This window comes from Halopenitus sp. H-Gu1 (assembly GCF_041821145.1).
In the GTDB taxonomy this organism is placed as follows: Archaea; Halobacteriota; Halobacteria; order Halobacteriales; family Haloferacaceae; genus Halopenitus.
In genome coordinates, this window is record NZ_JBGUBC010000015.1 from 21,087 (window position 1) to 38,913 (window position 17,827).

General features: G+C 64.0%; 20 protein-coding genes, 1 tRNA gene and 1 pseudogene. 15 read left to right on the plus strand and 7 right to left on the minus strand.

Going from position 1 to position 17,827, the window contains the following annotated elements; all coding sequences use genetic code 11:
- The first annotated feature begins 115 nt into the window (after nucleotides 1-115).
- The 3 genes from ACERIT_RS11415 to ACERIT_RS11425 all read left to right on the plus strand — a co-directional run bounded on the left by ACERIT_RS11415 (nucleotide 116) and on the right by ACERIT_RS11425 (nucleotide 3,584).
- Entirely contained in the window at nucleotides 116-1,468 is a 1,353-nt protein-coding gene (locus ACERIT_RS11415; protein WP_373674985.1) for an RNase J family beta-CASP ribonuclease, read from the plus strand.
- A complete protein-coding gene (gene idsA3, locus ACERIT_RS11420) occupies nucleotides 1,465-2,517 on the plus strand; it encodes a geranylfarnesyl diphosphate synthase (protein ID WP_373674986.1) in 1,053 nt (350 codons plus the stop codon). The genes ACERIT_RS11415 and idsA3 overlap by 4 nt, the downstream gene beginning before the upstream one ends.
- 140 nt (nucleotides 2,518-2,657) lie before the next feature.
- Nucleotides 2,658-3,584: a DMT family transporter gene (locus ACERIT_RS11425; protein ID WP_373674987.1), complete on the plus strand. Its 927-nt coding sequence runs from the start codon at nucleotides 2,658-2,660 to the stop codon at nucleotides 3,582-3,584.
- A 25-nt stretch (nucleotides 3,585-3,609) separates the two neighbouring features.
- Here the strand turns inward: ACERIT_RS11425 and ACERIT_RS11430 are convergent, their stop codons facing one another.
- The 3 genes from ACERIT_RS11430 to priS form a co-directional block, all read right to left on the minus strand.
- Nucleotides 3,610-4,080: a peroxiredoxin gene (locus ACERIT_RS11430; protein ID WP_373674988.1), complete on the minus strand. Its 471-nt coding sequence runs from the start codon at nucleotides 4,078-4,080 to the stop codon at nucleotides 3,610-3,612.
- A 99-nt stretch (nucleotides 4,081-4,179) separates the two neighbouring features.
- Nucleotides 4,180-5,277, minus strand: a complete 1,098-nt coding sequence (locus ACERIT_RS11435; protein ID WP_373674989.1) for a hypothetical protein — start codon at nucleotides 5,275-5,277, stop codon at nucleotides 4,180-4,182.
- Nucleotides 5,274-6,437 carry a DNA primase small subunit PriS gene (gene priS / locus ACERIT_RS11440; protein ID WP_373674990.1) on the minus strand — a complete coding sequence of 388 codons (1,164 nt, stop codon included), beginning with the start codon at nucleotides 6,435-6,437 and terminating at the stop codon, nucleotides 5,274-5,276. Before priS ends, ACERIT_RS11435 begins: the two co-directional genes overlap by 4 nt.
- 328 nt (nucleotides 6,438-6,765) lie before the next feature.
- Between priS and ACERIT_RS11445 the strand changes: the two genes are divergently transcribed.
- The gene (locus ACERIT_RS11445) at nucleotides 6,766-7,041 is read left to right on the plus strand and encodes a PadR family transcriptional regulator (RefSeq protein WP_373674991.1); all 276 of its coding nucleotides are present in this window, start codon (nucleotides 6,766-6,768) and stop codon (nucleotides 7,039-7,041) included.
- Nucleotides 7,042-7,121: 80 nt separating this feature from the next.
- On the opposite strand, the gene ACERIT_RS11450 is transcribed toward ACERIT_RS11445, so the two are convergent.
- Nucleotides 7,122-7,442 (minus strand): hypothetical protein, encoded by a 321-nt coding sequence (locus ACERIT_RS11450; protein ID WP_373674992.1) that lies wholly within the window; start codon nucleotides 7,440-7,442, stop codon nucleotides 7,122-7,124.
- A gap of 148 nt (nucleotides 7,443-7,590) precedes the next feature.
- Between ACERIT_RS11450 and ACERIT_RS11455 the strand changes: the two genes are divergently transcribed.
- From ACERIT_RS11455 to ACERIT_RS11465, 3 genes are all read left to right on the plus strand, one after another.
- Nucleotides 7,591-8,547 carry an A/G-specific adenine glycosylase gene (locus tag ACERIT_RS11455; RefSeq protein WP_373675038.1) on the plus strand — a complete coding sequence of 319 codons (957 nt, stop codon included), beginning with the start codon at nucleotides 7,591-7,593 and terminating at the stop codon, nucleotides 8,545-8,547.
- A gap of 4 nt (nucleotides 8,548-8,551) precedes the next feature.
- On the plus strand, nucleotides 8,552-9,064 hold the full coding sequence (locus tag ACERIT_RS11460; protein WP_373674993.1) for a SprT-like domain-containing protein: 513 nt from the start codon (nucleotides 8,552-8,554) through the stop codon (nucleotides 9,062-9,064).
- Nucleotides 9,065-9,383: 319 nt separating this feature from the next.
- On the plus strand, nucleotides 9,384-9,917 hold the full coding sequence (locus ACERIT_RS11465; RefSeq protein WP_373675039.1) for a universal stress protein: 534 nt from the start codon (nucleotides 9,384-9,386) through the stop codon (nucleotides 9,915-9,917).
- Here the strand turns inward: ACERIT_RS11465 and ACERIT_RS11470 are convergent.
- Nucleotides 9,914-10,939: a biotin--[acetyl-CoA-carboxylase] ligase gene (locus tag ACERIT_RS11470; RefSeq protein ID WP_373674994.1), complete on the minus strand. Its 1,026-nt coding sequence runs from the start codon at nucleotides 10,937-10,939 to the stop codon at nucleotides 9,914-9,916. The genes ACERIT_RS11465 and ACERIT_RS11470 overlap by 4 nt on opposite strands.
- Nucleotides 10,940-11,059: 120 nt before the next feature.
- On the opposite strand from ACERIT_RS11470, the pseudogene cofD reads away from it, so the two are divergent.
- The 8 genes and pseudogenes from cofD to ACERIT_RS11510 form a co-directional block, all read left to right on the plus strand.
- A pseudogene (cofD, locus tag ACERIT_RS11475) lies at nucleotides 11,060-12,046 on the plus strand (2-phospho-L-lactate transferase); the annotation flags it as partial.
- A gap of 107 nt (nucleotides 12,047-12,153) precedes the next feature.
- Nucleotides 12,154-13,014, plus strand: coding sequence for a tRNA-dihydrouridine synthase (locus tag ACERIT_RS11480; protein ID WP_373674995.1), 861 nt, complete (start codon nucleotides 12,154-12,156; stop codon nucleotides 13,012-13,014).
- A complete protein-coding gene (locus ACERIT_RS11485) occupies nucleotides 13,011-14,057 on the plus strand; it encodes a triphosphoribosyl-dephospho-CoA synthase (RefSeq protein ID WP_373674996.1) in 1,047 nt (348 codons plus the stop codon). The genes ACERIT_RS11480 and ACERIT_RS11485 overlap by 4 nt, the downstream gene beginning before the upstream one ends.
- Complete coding sequence (locus tag ACERIT_RS11490) at nucleotides 14,054-14,665, plus strand: DUF447 domain-containing protein (RefSeq protein WP_373674997.1); 612 nt, start codon at nucleotides 14,054-14,056, stop codon at nucleotides 14,663-14,665. The genes ACERIT_RS11485 and ACERIT_RS11490 overlap by 4 nt, the downstream gene beginning before the upstream one ends.
- Nucleotides 14,666-14,688: 23 nt before the next feature.
- Entirely contained in the window at nucleotides 14,689-14,883 is a 195-nt protein-coding gene (locus tag ACERIT_RS11495) for a 30S ribosomal protein S17e (RefSeq protein WP_373674998.1), read from the plus strand.
- Between the two features lie 73 nt (nucleotides 14,884-14,956).
- A complete protein-coding gene (locus tag ACERIT_RS11500; protein WP_373674999.1) occupies nucleotides 14,957-16,192 on the plus strand; it encodes a tripartite tricarboxylate transporter permease in 1,236 nt (411 codons plus the stop codon).
- 105 nt (nucleotides 16,193-16,297) lie between these two features.
- A complete protein-coding gene (locus ACERIT_RS11505) occupies nucleotides 16,298-16,477 on the plus strand; it encodes an HVO_2753 family zinc finger protein (RefSeq protein ID WP_373675000.1) in 180 nt (59 codons plus the stop codon).
- A 1-nt stretch (nucleotide 16,478) separates the two neighbouring features.
- Nucleotides 16,479-16,745, plus strand: a complete 267-nt coding sequence (locus ACERIT_RS11510; RefSeq protein ID WP_373675001.1) for an elongation factor 1-beta — start codon at nucleotides 16,479-16,481, stop codon at nucleotides 16,743-16,745.
- 217 nt (nucleotides 16,746-16,962) lie between these two features.
- Here the strand turns inward: ACERIT_RS11510 and ACERIT_RS11515 are convergent.
- Together ACERIT_RS11515 and ACERIT_RS11520 are read right to left on the minus strand one after the other, a co-directional pair.
- Nucleotides 16,963-17,036, minus strand: a tRNA-Thr gene (locus ACERIT_RS11515).
- Between the two features lie 146 nt (nucleotides 17,037-17,182).
- Nucleotides 17,183-17,719: an N-acetyltransferase family protein gene (locus ACERIT_RS11520; protein WP_373675002.1), complete on the minus strand. Its 537-nt coding sequence runs from the start codon at nucleotides 17,717-17,719 to the stop codon at nucleotides 17,183-17,185.
- Between the last annotated feature and the right edge of the window lie 108 nt (nucleotides 17,720-17,827).

A 17,827-nucleotide genomic window follows, 5' to 3' on the forward strand; every position in this document is an offset into this window, starting at 1 on the left:
CCGTAGCGGGGCCCTCGCCGACGGGCTGTAAGACGCCGGGGCCTTGGCCCCACGATGCGGGTTTCAGTGAGCAGTATCGCCGTGTACGCGGCTTTGGATGCTCGAGGAGACAACTATGGAAATAGAAATTGCAACAATAGGCGGATACGAAGAGGTCGGCCGACAGATGACTGCCGTCCGAGCAGGGGACGACATCGTCATCTTCGACATGGGCCTGAATCTGAGTAAGGTTCTGATCCACGACAACGTGGAGACCGAAAATCTGCATAGTCTCGATCTGATCGACATGGGCGCCATTCCGGACGACCGCGTGATGTCCGAACTTGAGGGCGACGTGCAGGCGATCGTACCCACGCACGGTCACCTCGACCACATCGCGGCCATCCCGAAACTCGCCCATCGCTACGACGCACCGATCGTGGCGACGCCGTTTACGATCGAACTCGTCAAACAGCAGATCCAGGACGAAAGCAAGTTCCAGGTCGACAACGACCTGATAAAGATGAATCCGGGCGGGACGATGCGCATCGGCGACTCCGAGCAGGTCGAACTCGAGTTCGTCAACGTCGCCCACTCGATCATCGATGCGATCAATCCGGTCCTCCACACCCCCGAGGGCGCGGTCGTCTACGGGCTCGACAAGCGGATGGACCACTCGCCGGTCATCGGTGATCCGATCGATATGGATCGATTCCGCGAGATCGGTCGGGAGGACGAGGGAGTCCTCTGTTACCTCGAGGACTGTACGAACGCTGGCAAGAAGGGTAGAACGCCCTCCGAGTCGGTCGCCCGCAAGCATCTCCAGGACGTGATGCGCTCGATCGAGGATTACGACGGCGGGATCGTCGCCACGACCTTCTCTTCGCACATCGCGCGCGTGCAGAGCCTCGTGGAGTTCGCCCGCGATATCGGCCGACAGCCCGTCCTGCTCGGCCGGTCGATGGAGAAGTACTCCGGGACCGCAGAGCGGCTCGACTTCGTCGACTTCCCCGGCGATCTCGGGATGTACGGCCACCGAAAGTCCGTCGATCGGACGTTCAAGCGGATCATGAAGGAGGGCAAAGGCGACTACCTGCCGATCGTCACGGGTCACCAGGGCGAGCCGCGCGCGATGCTCACCCGGATGGGCCGCGGCGAGACGCCCTACGAACTGGACGACGGCGACAAGGTCCTCTTCAGCGCCCGGGTCATCCCGGAGCCGACCAACGAAGGCCAGCGGTATCAGTCCGAACAGCTCCTGCGGATGCAGGGTGCTCGCATCTACGACGATATCCACGTCTCCGGACACCTCCGCGAGGAGGGCCACTACACGATGCTCGACGCGCTCCAGCCCCAGCACGTCATTCCGGCCCACCAGAATATGAAAGGATTTGCACCGTACGTCGACCTCTGCCGGTCGCAGGGCTACGAACTCGGGCGTGACCTTCACGTCACACAGAACGGGAACACCTTCCAGCTGGTCGAATGACGGACGACGCGACGGAGGAACGGGTCCTGGAAGCCATCGGCAGGCGGCGTGACCTCGTCAACGCCGCGATCGACGAGGAGTTGCCACTTGCGGAGCCGGAGCGCCTCTATGAGGCCTCCCGATACATCCTTGAGGCGGGCGGCAAACGGCTGCGACCGACGGTCGCGCTGCTTGCCGGCGAGGCGATCGCGGACGTCGACATCGATTCGGCGGATGTCACGTACCGGTCGTTCCCTTCCGTTTCCGGCGAGACCGTCGACCTAATGCGTGCGGCCGTCTCGATCGAGGTCATCCAGTCGTTCACGCTGATCCACGACGACATCATGGACGAAGACGATCTCCGACGTGGCGTCCCTGCGGTCCACGAGGCTTACGACACTTCGACGGCGATCCTCGCCGGCGACACGCTCTATTCGAAGGCCTTCGAGATCATGTCCGAAACCGGCGCCGACCCGAAGAACGGACTCGAAGCGATGCGACTGCTCGCCTCGACGTGTACGCGCATCTGTGAGGGACAGGCGCTTGACGTGGCCTTCGAGGGGCGCGAGGAGGTACTTCCCGAAGAGTACCTGGAGATGGTCGAGTTGAAGACGGCCGTCCTCTATGGCGCGGCCGCATCGACCCCGGCGGTCCTTCTGGACGCCGACGAGGAGGTCGTCGACGCGTTATACCGCTACGGGATCGACTCCGGTCAAGCGTTCCAGATCCAGGACGACGTTCTCGATCTGACCGTTCCCTCCGAGGAGCTGGGCAAACAGCGCGGCTCCGACCTCATCGAGGGGAAAGAGACGTTGATCACGCTTCACGCCCGCCAGCAGGGGGTTGACGTCGACACGCTCGTCGAGGCCGAGACGCCCGCGGATCTCACCGAGGCGGAGGTCGGTTCGGCCGTCTCGGCCCTTGAGAAATCCGGATCGATAGACTACGCCCGAAAGAAGGCGGCGGACCTCACCGCCCGGTCGAAACGACACCTGGAGGTCCTACCGGACAACGAGGCGCGCGAGCGGCTCGCCGAGATCGCCGAATACCTGATCAGTCGCGGGTACTGAGACCCCGTCGCCGGCTTCGACGATTCGCCTTTCTTCGACCTCGCTCGGATCGCGTGACTCCACCACGGACGAGCGCGTCATAGCCGGCAAGCCTGCCGGAGATGCCACGAGTTATGCCGTCCGGGCTCCGGGTTCTATTCGTGTCCCGCTATCGCGACGTTGCGTCGTTCTTCCTGCTCACGCTTCTGTGGGGCGGCTCGTTCGTGGCCATCGAAGTCGGCCTCGAATTCTATCCGTCGGTCCTTTTCGCTGCCTACCGCTTCGATGTCGCCGCGGTGATCTTGGTGGCGTACGCCATCGGCTACAAGGGGGGATCCCTGCCGCGGACGCGAGATGACCTGCTGGCGATCGCCTACAGCGGTGGCCTCGCGGTCGGCGTCAACAACGCCGCCCTGTTCATCGGACAGCAACACACGACGAGCGGGATCGCGGCCGTCACCTATAGTCTCGTTCCGATCGCCACCGCCGCCATCGCCACGCTCGTCGTCAGCGACGCCACTATCGACGGTCGCGACCTGACCGGGATCGCGCTTGCCTTCCTCGGCGTCGCAATAGTCGCCCAGCCTGATCCGGCGAACCTCTCTTCGGGAGTCTCCCTCGGGGTTTCGATCATTCTGGTCGGCGTTCTCTCGATCGCGATCGGAAGCGTCGGCCTTCAGAAACACCAGCCCACGTTCTCGAGCATGACGCTCACGGCGTGGGCGATGCTCTTCGGCACGGTCGTCTTACACGTGTTCAGCCTCCTCCGGGGTGAAACTCAGATGGCACCCTCCGTGGATCCCGTTGCGATCGGTGTACTCGTCTTCCTCGGCGTGTTTTCGAGTGCGATGGCCTACATCATCTACTTCACGCTGCTCTCGCGGCTCGGCGCCTTCCAGATCAACTTGAACTCCTACGTCGTTCCGGTGGTCGCGACCGTGACCGGGTGGGCGCTGTTGGGGGAGACAATAACTGCCTGGACGGTCATCGGGTTCGTCGGTATCGTGTTCGGGTTCGTGCTCGTCAAACGCCACGCGATCCGTCAGGAACTCCCCGGTATCCGTGCGGCGATCAGCGGCCGATCGTGAGATCGGGGGGGACCGATCAGGTCGATCAGTCCGATCGCAACGATCGGACGTCCGAGAGGATCCGTACGGCGTGTTCTTCGGGATCGACACCCTCGTAGGCGAGACTGATCTCGCCGTCGGCATCGATGACGTAGGTGTTTCGAAACACTCCCTCGACGACGTTTCCAAAGACGTTTTTCTCACCGTAGGAGTCGTAGGCCGACGCCACCGTACCGTCGGTATCAGAGAGCAGATCGAACGGGAGATCGTATTTCGCCGCGAACGATTCGAGATCGGCGACCGGATCATCGCTGATGCCGACGACGGCCACGTCGGTATCGTTGAACGCCTCCCATCGGTCTCGGAAGCCACACGCCTCGGTCGTACAGCCCGGCGTGTCGGCTCGCGGGTAGAAGTAGACCACGACGAACTCGGCGTCGATCGATTCGAGTGAGACCTCCTCGCCGCGGTGGTTCGAAAGCGAGAACGGTGGTGCGGTGGCTCCGATTTCGAGCATGTCCGAGGGTGGATGGGAGACGACAAAAGGACGCCGGTCGATTCTGTTGGGAGGGGTCGGACTGGTTGGGTTGGGACGGAATGGCTCGAACTGTGCGTTCTATTCGATCCGTTCCGCGGCATCCCGGGCCAAAAGCGGCTCGGCGTTGGTTGAAGGAAGACTCACCACGTCCTCGCTGGCGAGATGGTACTCCCGTTCATCGACGCCGAGTATCGACCCGACGTCCCGGGTAATTCGGACCGTCGTCCGCTCGGAGGTATCGCCAAGCGATGAGTTATCCGTCGCTTCAGCCGGTGTCGAGGTCGATCCAGTCTCGACTGCCGTTGATGCGACGGGGTTTTCCGGATCGTTCGAGTCGCTGGCGTGGGAGTCGTCCTCCTCCGAACTCGAACCGTCCGTGTCGATGTGTGGTGGATTCGCCGGGGGTCGCTGATCCGATCCCTCAACGTCGTCGGAAACGTCCTGCGGGGCTTCGTCCGTCGGAACTTCGCCCATCTGGGTCCCGTCCGCCGACGATTCATCCGATCCGGCCATCGCGTCGGCGAGCATTCCGACCTTGTTCTCCTGTGCCGTGTCGGTCCCACCGGCGGCGTCGGATTCCAGCGATTCCTCCGGGGGGAGCGGTGGGTCGTTCGTTCGGCTCGGCGAATCGGACGGATCGACGGTTCCTCCGGCCCCATGAGGGGCCTCCTCAGAGGTGGGTGCTGTCGGAGGTGATTCCGGGGCGAGACGATCGTCGTCCGGAGGGGCTGTGGATGCCTCGTCATCCGGGGACGCTGTGGACGCCTCGCCCTCCGGGTTCGGAGCCGTCGCTCCCGAGAGCACGTCCAGGACGGACGATTTGTTCCGCTCTATCCGGGTCACGAGGTCCTCGAAGAGGGCTCGCTCCTGGCTCGTCATTCCCTCCTGTTCGACGGGCATGTCCGCGGCTGCAAAGGAGGCCAGTTTCACGACCTTGCCGACGCGGCGTTCATAAAGCGCCTCGGCGACCTCCTCTGCGGTCTCGATCTCGTCGGATAGCCGTCGAACGTCGTCGTCGGAGAACGGGTTTTCGACTCGCTCGGCTCGCCGATCACGCGCGTCGCGCAGATCCGTGATGTATGCGGCGACGTCATCGTAGAACGCATCTCGAAGATGCTGGAGGCTATCCTTTCGTCGCTCTTTCGCCTGAACTGAGCGGAGTTCGTCGAGATTCATCGTTCCGGTGCCTTTCGGGCCCGTCCGCGGGCCATCGCGAAGACGCCCACGTATTCCGGGACCGTCGTTTCTCCGGGCTCCAGTATGAACCTGTCGCCGAGCAGTTCCACCGTCGTCCGCTCCGCACACGTGATCGCGATCGATCGCTCGGTGAATCGGTCGGGGATCGCATCCCTGAGGGGATCGAAGTCCGCGAGGTCCTCACGATCGATCCGGCGGACCTCGAGACCGGTTCCGCCGTGAAGGGTTCCCGGAACGCGAATGAGTCGATGCGTGTCGGTCGTCACCGGCTCGTCGACGGGCGCGGTTTGGCCGGCGGTGACGCGTTCACAAAGTGCCTCGACGAGCCGACGGACACCGGGGCCCCCTGCCTCGAGGTTCCCCGCCCGGATCGCCTCGGGGTTTCGATGAAACGCGCCGAGGATCGTTTTCGCTCGCCCGTCACCGATCCCGTCGAGTTCACGGAGGCGTGCCATCGCTTCCTCGTCCTCCAGTTCGCGTAGATCGTCGGCGTATTCGACGAGTGCCTCATGGACGCGTTTTCCCCAGCCCCCCCTGGTTCGAAGCACGCGTTTGTTCGTCCCGCGTTCCTGTACCGTGTGGATCAGGCCTTCGATGTCCAGGTCGATCGCACGGACGTAATCGACGATCTCCCGTCGTGCGTCACTGTCCAACTCGAGAACGTCCGGATCGCGAACGTGAACGTGGTAGCCGCGGCCCCCCGAAAAGACTATCTGGAGGTCCTGGAAGCCGAAATCGTCCTCGAGGAATCCCACGAGTCTGACGAGCGCGTCCTTACACGCGGAAAGCATCTCCGCGTAGGACGCTGCGTCCGGATCGATGCTCGGGAGGTGGTCGGCGTCGAGATCGAAGACGAGGTCCGCCGACCGCCAGCCCTTCTTCGACATCGTCGAGGCGCCGGGGTCGGCGTATCTGGCGGCCGAAAAGTACGCGTGACGCGGGGCCGTCTCGCGAAAGAACGCGTCCGGGCTCCCCAGATCGAAAAGCGAGCGGTGACGCACCATCGTGGTTCCCGTACCCGGCGTCCACGGAATGTGTCCCCACTCGCGCTTGTTCGCGTCCGGCGGCATCGACGGCGACGTGACACGGTAGTAGTCGCCGAACCGGCCGCGGAGGTACTCGCGCGTTCGGTCGTCCATCGCTTTCGGTTCGTAACACCGGTCAGCGTAAAGCCGTTCCGTTCCCACCAGATCGAGGGTTCATGTGGAGCCTATCGGGACGGCGAGAGGGACGCTTGGGGTGACGGGACGGACGCCCGTTGCGATCCGCGTTTCGCCGAGGAAACGAACGTCGAGACAGCAACCTGTACGATCGGGTATGCGTATGGGTCCCACGAGTGGTAACCTAATTGAACGGATCCGATATCGGAGTATACTGTGGTCTGAAGCGGGCTCTCCGGCACACAGACGAATCACGTTCCGACATATTTATGATAATAAGACATGTATAGATCAACGGAACTCACCGATGTACGATCTGACAGGATTCCAGCGGGATCTGCTCTACGTGATCGCTGGACTCGACGAGCCGCACGGACTCGCGATCAAGGACGAACTCGAGGACTACTACGAAAAGGAGATCCACCACGGACGCCTCTACCCCAATCTGGATACGCTCGTCGAGAAGGGACTCGTCGAGAAGGGACAACGCGATCGTCGAACCAACTACTACACGCTCACCCGTCGGGGAAAACGAGAGATCGATGCCCGTCAGGAGTGGGAAGCGCAGTACGTCGACGTCTAACCGACCCGAACCACACGCACGGAGCCCGTTTCATTTCGAACTCGAATTTCGATAGCCGGTCCGCCGATGACCGTCCCGCCTCACATCTGATAGCGCCGCTCATCGTCACGCTGTGGATACTGTGATCCTCCGGTCATCTCGTCGTAGGTCATCCCCATCAGGTATTCGTCGTAGGTCACGTCGTATCCGTTTCGCAACTGGAAGTCCAGATCGCCGGTGTCGACCGTCGATCGAAACAGCGCGTGGATCCCTCGTCGGACCAACTCGCTCGGGTCCGCGCCGGTTGCGGCGGTCAACATCGCCAGTTCGGTTCGGGTCTCCCGATCGAGATCGGCGGAGAAGGTCTCGTCGATATCGCCATAGACGTCCTCCACGTCCGCGGTTAGCTCCTCGAGCGTCATGGTTTTCGACAGCGGTGGGTCCCTGAAACCGGTTTCGCATCGTTCATCGCCGGGAGCGACCGTATCGCGCCGCGGGATCACCACCGTATAAGCGGTCGAAGCGTGAAGGTGGGACATGACGAGTTCGGGAGATGGATCGACGCCTGCCATGGACTCCGAGGGGGAACTGGCACGTTCCGATCGGGGTGATCCCGGCGACGACCCGCCGCTTCCGAATGACACGACGGCGATCCGGAACGGTCTGATCGAGTGGTACCGCCAGGACCACCGCGAGTTTCCGTGGCGTCGAACCGAGGATGCCTACGAGATACTCGTCTCGGAAGTGATGAGCCAGCAGACCCAACTCGACCGGGTCGTCCCCGCCTGGAGGGACTTCCTCGCGGAGTGGCCGACCGTCGAGGACCTGGCCGACGCCGACCAAAGCGACGTCGTGACATTCTGGTCGGACCACTCGCTCGGGTACAACAACCGAGCGAGATATCTCCAGGAGGCCGCACAGCAGGTCGTCTCGGAGTACGACGGGGAGTTTCCCCGGACGCCGGAACGACTCCAGGAGCTGATGGGCGTCGGACCGTACACCGCCAACGCCGTGGCCTCCTTCGCGTTCAACACCGGAGACGCGGTGGTGGAGACGAACGTAAAGCGCGTTCTCCACCGCGCGTTCGGGGTTCCCGACCGGGACGACGCCTTCGAGACCACCGCACAGACGCTCATGCCGGATGGTGACTCACGCGTGTGGAACAACGCGATCATGGAACTCGGCGCCGTCGCGTGTGGGACGACGCCACGCTGTGACGAGGAGGGATGTCCCTGGCGTGAGTGGTGTGGGGCCTACGAGACCGGCGACTTCACCGCCCCCGACGTTCCCACCCAGCCGACGTTCGAGGGAAGCCGTCGACAGTTCCGCGGACGGATAGTTCGGACGCTCGGCGAGTACGACGCGCTTGAGATCGACGATCTTGGACACCGGATCCGGGTCGACTACACTCCCGAGGGCGAATACGGTCGCGAGTGGCTCGCGGGATTGCTCGCCGATCTCGCCGAGGACGGGATCGTCGAGATCGATGAGGAGTCTGACCCCGTCGTCGCTCGTCTTCGCGGGTGATCCGATGCCCCCGATCGAGCGGTATGCGATCGACCAGGGATGTACCGACGAGGAGTTGTTGGCAGTCGCACGGGTGTACGCACGCGACGTCGTGGCCGAACATGGGCTCACGGTTTCGGTCGGCGACCTCGACTGGCGTCTCAGCACCCGAGCGAAGCGTCGGGCCGGTGCCGTTCGATACCGTGACGGCGATCCTCGATCGATCGTCCTCGCCCGACGTCAGTTCGAGAACCGGGGATGGACCGCCATGGCATCGACGATCCGTCATGAACTCGTACACGTCCACCTCCTGAACGAACGTGACGATCCGAGCCACGGTGAGACGTTCGAGCGGCTCGCAGCGGAGCTTGAGACGCACGTTCGCTGTGAGCGCTTCGTCGAGCCGACGTGGTGGGTCCGGTGTGTCGAGTGTGGCGATCAGCTCGCGAGATATCGCCGATCGAAGCTCGTCGAGCGTCCGGAGGAGTACTGCTGTGGGAACTGTGGCGGTCGATTCCACGTCGTTCGAAACGAGTGACTTCGTGGGGGCCGGTGTGCGACTCGTCCGTGGCGAACAGTCGGCACGTGGGGACCGCATTCTGGAAACGACCACGACGGCGTGCCGAACTCCCGCTTGGACCGTCGTGAACCGGCGTCAGATCACGGCGTCGGTGGGTCGCGATCCGGGATAAACCTCCGTGAAACGCCACATCCCTTCAGACCGATCGATCGAGTCGGATTCGTCGATCGTCGAGAGCGAGCAGAACGAGTGGGTGAGAACGGCGGACGGCTCCCGAGAACCGGCAAAACGTGCAAACAGTTATCAGGTCGCACCCATTATCGTGTTGTATATTCCCATGGTTCTCTATGACCGGATCCTGGTTCCGACCGACGGATCGCCCGAGGGGAAACGGGCGGTACGCCACGCACTCGAGTTAGCGACGATCCACGACGCGAGCGTCCACACGCTGTACGTGGTCAACGTTTCGAGTTACGCAGGGTTGCCGATGGAGACGACCTGGGATGGCGTCGACGACCTCCTCCGGTCCGATGCCGAGGCGGCCGTCGGGGAGGTTGAATCGATCGCGGCGGACTACGACGTCCCCGTGGAGACCGCGGTCGTGGAGGGGTCACCGAGCCGGGAGATCATCGACTTCGCCGAGCGGGAGGCCTGTGACATCATCGTGATGGGAACTCACGGCCGCGGCGGGATCGACAGGCTCCTTCTGGGTAGCGTCGCCGAAAAGGTGGTCCGCGGCTCGAGCGTCCCGGTGTTGACGGTTCGAGTCGACGCCGCGGACGCGAACGCCGAACCGGAAGTCGGATCCGCAAGCGACGAGACCGAAACGACGAACGCCGCGGGCGGCTCGGAAGCCTCCGGAAGCAGTTAACGCTCCGGCGATCGAGTGCCGTCCCCGTCGGGATTCTCGTCCGTATCTCCGTTCGATCCATTCGAGGTAGCGTCGGCAGCACCGATCGGTCGCAGATGTTGACAGTCCCCCGAAAGGATCCGTCGTCGGCCGGCTTCGGTCCGGACGACGAGCGCTCCGGGAAACTCGACGTCGATCGCCGTTCCCTCGATGACGTCGGTCGTCGTCTCGATGCGCACGCGCTCTCCGATCGTCATCGCGTGCTCGCGCCAGGCGGGAAGGACGTCCGTGGGCGTCTCGATCAATTCGTGAACCCGTTCGAGCAACCGCTGGAGGAATCGTCGCCGATCGATGTCGCTTCCAAGCACCGACCGCAGGCTCGTCGCACCGGGTGGCAATTCGTCGACATCGACGTTCGCGTTCACGCCGGTCCCGACGATCATCCAGGAGACGCGATCGGCCTCGCCGGTCATTTCCGTCAGGATACCGGCGAGTTTGGCTCCACCGCGGTCCCCCTGCCCGTCGGGATGAAGAACGTCGTTGGGCCACTTGATCCGGGCATCCACCCCGAGTTCCCGACAGGCGTCGGTCGTCGCTACGGCGGCTGCGAGGGTAACGATCGCCGCGTGTGCAGGGGGGAGATCCGGACGGATCACGAGCGACGAGTAGACGCCACCGGACGGTGCCGTCCACTCGCGGTCGAGGCGTCCGCGACCGCCGGTCTGTTCGTCCGCCACGACGGCGACGTCAGTCACACCCTCCTCGGCGAGTTCCCGTGCCCGGTCGTTCGTCGACCCGATCGATTCGTAATACGCTATCTCGTAGGGAGCGTCGAGCCCGAACCGGATCGCATCGGCGCCGTAGCTCGGAACCGACCGAACGACGTAGCCGTCCTCGGTAGCCTCGATCCGGAACCCGTTCTCGCGAAGCGCCTCGATCTGCTTCCAGACCGCCGCTCGGGAGACATCGACCCGTTCAGCGAGTTCGGGGCCCGCAACCGGGCCGGCAGAAAGCGCATCGAGCACCGCACGACGCGTGTCCATACCGTCCCTGATCGGCGCGACGAAATAGGGATTCGGGTTGGGACCCACGCCTCGGCCGAAACGAGGGACCGCCGGCAACGCCGACGTAGCATACATACCGGTGGCGGGCCATCCCTCGGTATGGTCACGTTTCTCGCCGGCGGAACGGGCACGCCGAAGCTCCTCCAGGGAGCACCGGCGGTGTTCGATCCCGGCTCGATCACGGTCGTCGGAAACACCGGCGACGACGTCGAGATCGGCGGTCACCTCGTGTGCCCGGACGTCGATACGGTACTGTTCCGGGAGTCCGGCCTCCTCGATCGCGAGACGTGGTGGGGGATCGAGGGCGACACGACGGCCACCCACGACGAGCTCACACGACTTGCCGAGGCGGCCGACCTCGATCGGCGTCCGCGATATCTCCCGGACGAAGCACAGACGGCGGGACGCGAGATCGCACGCTGGCGACGATTCTCGGGCGTCGCCGAGTTCATGGAGATCGGCGACCGGGACCGAGCGATCCACATCACGCGAACGAGCCTGCTCGATGCGGGACACTCACTCACCGAGGTTACTCGAATGCTCGCGGACGCCTTCGATCTCGACGTCGATCTCGTGCCCATGTCGGACGATCCGGTGGCCACGATCGTTCACACGGATTCCGACGAGATGCACTTTCAGGAGTACTGGGTTGCCGAACGCGCCGACCCGACAGTTGAGGATGTCGAGTTCCGGGGTGCCGAACGCGCCGAGGCGTCCCCGGCGTTCCAGGCGGCACTTTCGGATCCGGTCGTGATCGGCCCCTCGAACCCGGTCACGAGCATCGGACCGATGCTTGCGCTCCCCGGCGTCAAGGATGCGCTACAGGAGACGCCGGTGGTTGCCGTCTCACCATTCGTCGAGGAGACCGTCTTTTCGGGGCCGGCCGCAAAGCTCCTCTCCGGCATCGGCTACGACCCAAGTACCGCCGGTGTCGCGGATATGTACCCCTTCGTGGACGCGTTCATACTCGATACGGACGACGGCACCGACCTTGATCGTCGGGTGGTTCGAACCGATACACGGATCGACGACGAAGCGGACGCCGAGCGCGTCGTGCGGACGTGTCGACGCGCGCTCGAGGACGTGATCGGATCGGAGACGAACGGACGCACCAGTTCCGAGACGAACGGACGCACCAGGTCCGGAACGAACGGGCGCGATGTAAGCGACCCAATCACGGAGTCCGATCCGGAATGACCCGAACGGAGCCGACGAGGTCCGACGACTCCGGAGATTCGGGTGGTAGCGTCGACTCCGGAGAGTCCGATGGAAAGGCGCCCTTCGATCCGCCGATCGCGGCGGCGAGCCTCAGCGGCCGCTCCGACGCCGCATGGGCTCGAACGGCGGCGCCCTACGTCGGCTGTGCCTTTCTCGGTGGGATCGCTCTCGATCCGGCCAGTCGGTCGGCCGCACGCGATCTCGTGGATCGCGATCGCGAGGAATTCCTGCCAGCGGACCCGATCGCGTTCGTCGACGCGCAACTTGAGGCGCTCGCCGATGCCGACGTCCGCCCGGGTATAAACGTCCGGAGCGCGACGATCGACCCCATCTACGAAGTCGCTCGCCGGTGTGTCGATCACGGGGCGATCCTCGAGATCAACGCCCACTGTCGACAACCCGAACTGTGTGCAGTCGGCTGCGGAGAGTCGCTTCTGGCCGACCTCGATCGCCTCTCGAGGTACGTCGAGGCCGCTTCCGAACCCGGCGCGACGGTGAGCGTGAAAGTTCGCGCGGAGGTTCCGGAGGTCGATCTCGCCGAGGTGGCGACGGCGATCGAAACGGCGGGTGCCGAGATCATGCACGTCGACGCGATGGATACCGAGGGGGTGATCGCCGACGTCGATCGGGCAGCCGATCTGTGGATAATCGCCAACAACGAGGTGAGAGATCACGGGACCGTTCGCGAGTATCTCGAGTACGGTGCGGACGCGGTAAGCGTCGGTCGCCCGAGCGGCGATCCGGCGGTCCTCGAACGCGTCGAGCGTGCGGTGGCCGAGATCCGAACGTCTTCCGGAGCGGAACGCCGATCGAGACGGGAGGACGTTCAGCCATGAGCGACCGGCGCGAGGAGCGAGACGACGACCGAAGACGCGCTCGACACGCCCACCCGGATAGTGGCGGTCCAGGATCAGGAGGCCGGGGATCAGGAGGCCGATGGTCACGATCTTCTACGTCACGATCCTCTACCGCCCGGACACCAGCGGAGAACGCCCAACTCGCCCTGTTGCTCGAAGTCGCCGGGACTCCGAAGCCGGGAAACGTCGATCGCGAACGCGATCTGGAGGATCTCCGATTCGAGCATTTCCTGGCTGGAGCGATCGGCGCCGGCGACGGGCTTCGTCGAGCCGAACGTGGAGGGACCGTCGGGATCGCCTTCGAACGGGCGGTCGCTGGAATGAGCCGGCAATCCGGCGGAAACACACAGTTCGGCTGTCTGTTGCTTCTCACGCCGCTCGTCTCAGCGGCGGCAAGCGGCGATCTCACTTCCGCGGGTGTAGAGCGGATCGTCGAGCGGACGACCGCCGAGGACGCGGTGCGATTCTATCGCGCCTTCGAGCATGTGGACGTTTCGGTCGCTGAACCGCCGGCTGATGCCGACGATCTCGACGTTCGACGCGGCGCCGCGGCGGAACCGGCGCTCAGGGATCGCGATCTGACGCTCGCAGATGTGATGGCACTGTCTGCGGAGCCGCCTTCGGGGGATACCGCCGATGTCGATTCGGGCGAGGACATCGAAACTGGTCGCGACTCCGGCGATCGGATCCCCGACGGAAACGCGATCGAGTGGACGACCGGATTCGAGCGGACCTTCGAGGCAGCCGAGTCGATCCGTATCGACGAGGGCCCCATCGGCGATCGGGCCGCCAGAGCCTTCCTCCGGATACTGGCCGACCGCCCGGATACGCTGGTCGCGACCACTCACGGTTCGGACGTGGCACGAGTGGTCTCACGGCGCGCCGCCGCGATCGGGGACGATCTCCATGCGGCCGAGGCGCTCGCGGAAGCGTTCCGCGACGAGCGGATCAACCCGGGAACGACCGCCGATCTCACGGCCGCCGCGCTCTTCGTTGCGCTGGAACGGGGGCTTTGCGTGTGAGTCCCGAACGGAGCAGTGACTGGCCGGTTCGGCTCCGTGGCGTCACCGAATCGATCGTGACCACGCTCGGTCCAAACGACCGGTGGAACGTGGCCGCGCTGGGGCTGCACGCACCGACCGCGGAGAGGGCGATGGTGACTGCACGGACTTACGGTCGGACGCGGACGCGGCGCAACTTCGAACGTCAGGGCGGCGGCATCGTCCAGTTCACCGTCGACCCACGGGAATTCGTCGAGGCGGCGCTGGCGATCGACGAGCGTTCCGAACCGGTGTTGGAGGGGACCGACGCGTGGGTCGAGATCGAGGTGGAACACGTCGGAACCGAACGCGAGGGAGACACCGAGATCGCCACCTGGGAACTCGATGCGGTCGAATCGACGATACTCGAGGAGCGCGTCCCCACGATCAACCGAGGATTCGGAGCCGTCATTGAGGCGACCGTGGCTGCCTCGCGTCTCGACGTTCCGACGTATGACGAGACGGAGTTGCGTTCACGGCTGGCACACCTCGCCGAGACGGTCGACCGCTGTGGTGGCCCCCGTGAACGCGAGGCGTTCGCCCGGATCGACGAGCTCACCGGGTGGCGAGACCGGAACGAACCCTTTTAGTTCGAGCCGAGGATATCGCCCGTATGGCCATCAAACCCAAGTACATCAAACAGCTGGGTAACGTGCTCCTCGAGCAGTATCCCGACTCGTTCAACACGGACTTCGAGACGAACAAGGAGAGCGTCCAGACGCTGACCACGGTCGAATCGAAGGGCGTCAGGAACCGCATCGCGGGATACGTCACCCGGAAGAAGACCCAGTCGACCCCGACCGCATAGACGCGACCCGATCGCTCGACGTCGAGTTCTCACGCCCGAGGTTTATATCGGAAGCCGTGGCCATGTCCGCTGGATGGACCCCGTCGTGCGCCCGATCGCCGATCCGACGTTTACAGCCGCGGCGATCGGATTTCTCCTCGGCGGGGCCACGCTCGGAACGGTAAGTGGCCTCGTTCCCGGCCTCCATGCGAACAATTTTGCGCTGCTTTTGGCGAGTGCGGCACCGAGCGTCCCCGCCGACCCGCTTTTGATCGGCTGTGCGATGATCGGTGCCGGGGTCGTCCACACGTTTCTCGACATCGTTCCCGCGCTCGCGCTCGGCGTCCCCGATGCCGCGATGGCGGTGGCGTCGTTACCGGGTCATCGGCTCGTGATCGCGGGACGTGGTCGGGAAGCTATCCGACTTTCGGCGGTCGGCTCCGGCCTTGCAGTCACCCTGGCCGTGCCGCTTGCGATCCCGATCACGTGGGGAATGGTCCGTGCCTATCCGACGATCCGCGAGCACATCGTCGTCGTTCTCGCGTCGATCGTCGCGTTCCTACTCGTCAGCGAGTCCTCCTGGCGTGCGGCGGCTGCCGGCCTCGCTGTCTTCCTCGCGAGCGCCGCCCTCGGCGTGGTCACGCTCGATGTCGATCCGGAGGCACCGCTTTCGACGGGCGGAATGCTCACGCCCCTTTTCGCCGGGTTGTTCGGCGCACCCGTCCTGATCGATGCGATTCGGGGAACGGGCGTTCCACCCCAATCCGACGCCCGAATCGCGATGGAGCGGCGGGACCTCGGCGTGGCGGCCTCCGCCGGGTCGGTCGCGGGAGCGATCGTTGGCTATCTACCCGGCGTCTCGGCGGCGATCGCTGCGACCGCCGCGCTTCCGGCGATCCCTCGTTCGGCCGCCGACCGCGGGTTCGTGGTCGCAACCAGCGGTGCCTCGACGAGCAACACCGTCTTCGCGTTATTCGCGCTCGTCGCCCTCGGAACGCCCCGGACCGGAGTGATGGTCGCACTCGATGAAGCGACGGTCCCGTTCGCCCTGCCAGTGTTGCTCGCCGCGACGACGATCGCGGCGGCGGTCGGCTTCTGCGTGCTGCTCGCTGTCGGCGACACGTATCTCCGGGTGATCGGTCGCGCCGACTACACGCGGCTTTCGGTCGGTGTATTGACCTTTCTGGTCGGCCTCTCGTATCTCTTCGCGGGCGGGATCGGCATCCTGACGTTCGGACTCGCGACGATTCTCGGGATGATACCACCTCGGATCGGAACGCGACGCGTCCACTTGATGGGAGTGTTGATCGGGCCACTGATGCTCGCGTGAGCGCCGCCGGCGAGTTGGGTGGTCGATAGAACCACTCTCGTCGAGCAGCGGGACCATCGGATGCAAAGAACAACCGTTAAAAGCCGCGCACGGGTTCGTTGTACTATGAGTGAGAGCGAAACGGAGGCGGCACAACAGTGCGTCTCCTGTGGGATCCAGGTCGCCGGGATGAACGCTGCCCGGTTCAAATGTCCCGAATGCGGCACGAACATCAGCCGATGTGCCAGATGTCGAAAACAGAGTAACCTGTATGAGTGTCCCGACTGTGGATTCCGGGGGCCCTGATATGGGAGACGTCGCAGCCAAGATCAAGGTGATGCCGGAGAGTCCCGATATCGACCTCGACGAACTGCAGGTAAAACTCGAGGATTCGCTCCCCCAGGGCGCGAAGATCCGCGGGTTCGAACGCGATGACGTCGCGTTCGGTCTCGTCGCGCTGCTTCCGACCGTCATCGTCCCCGACGACGCCGGCGGCACGGAGGCGGTCGAGGAGGCCTTCTCCGACGTCGACGGCGTCGAATCCGTCGCGGTCGAGAACGTCGGTCGCCTCTGACTTCAGGGTCGTCCGGATCGGCCTCATACGTTCAATCGGTGACGCATTGATGCCATGAGGGACACACGCGATCAGCGAGGGGAAACCGGTTTATTGATGTCACGGGGCTAATACCCGCCCCTCAGGGCGGGGAGGATGTCAACGAGAGAACTCCGGTTCAGTGAGTGCCCAGATTCATCGAGAAACGTCCAACGCTGGAAGCGCAACGTGGGTTACGAGCCAGGGCAGGGATTTGAACCCCGGAAGTCTCGATTACAAGTCGAGTGCATGAACCGCCCATGCTCCCCTGGCACGGATCCGGGTTGATGGTCCACCCTTGAGTCAGTATCGTTTTCGCTCCCTGGTAGCCTCGTCTCCCCTTCGATCCCGGTCACGATTGTGCGGCTTTCATCCAGTTCACGATCTCGGAAACTCCGGACGACGATCAGCTTGAGGAGTTAGTTCTCATCGACGTCATCGACACCGCCATCAGCACCGCCATCGGCGTCGTCCTCATCGAGCCGCTTTTCGAACTCGATCCGGTGTGGATCGTAACCATGACGTCGATAGAATCGGCGTCCATCGACGTTTCCCGCGAGCGTTTCGAGGGCGACGGCGTCGACGCCGGCCTCCCGTAGCCGCGTTTCCGCGGCTTCGAGCAGTCGCGTCCCGATCCCCCGTCCACGGCTCGAGGATCGCACGAACAGCGCGTCGATAAGCCCCCGCGTGACGTCCTGTTCGTAGACGCCGTGTTCGTGTGAGAACATCACGAACCCCGTCAATCCCGGCGAAACATCCTCGTCGTCCGCGATCAGGAGTTCATCGGCGACGACGCGTCTCGCGATCGTCTCACGAACGGCCGTGCGGTTCGGTTCGGCCCGAAGATGGGATCCGTATCGTCGCTGATCGGTCGCGAGTTCGGCCCACAGATCGACCACCGGATCGGCGTCATCGGGCGTTGCCTCCCGTATTTCGACCGATGAGCGTCCACCCATCGGTCACTGCCGCTCCTCGAGATCGAGGGCCCTCAATCGTGTGATCATGGTGTTGAACGTGGCATCTCCCGTCAGAGTACGGAAGGGAGTGAAGGGGTATTTATGTAT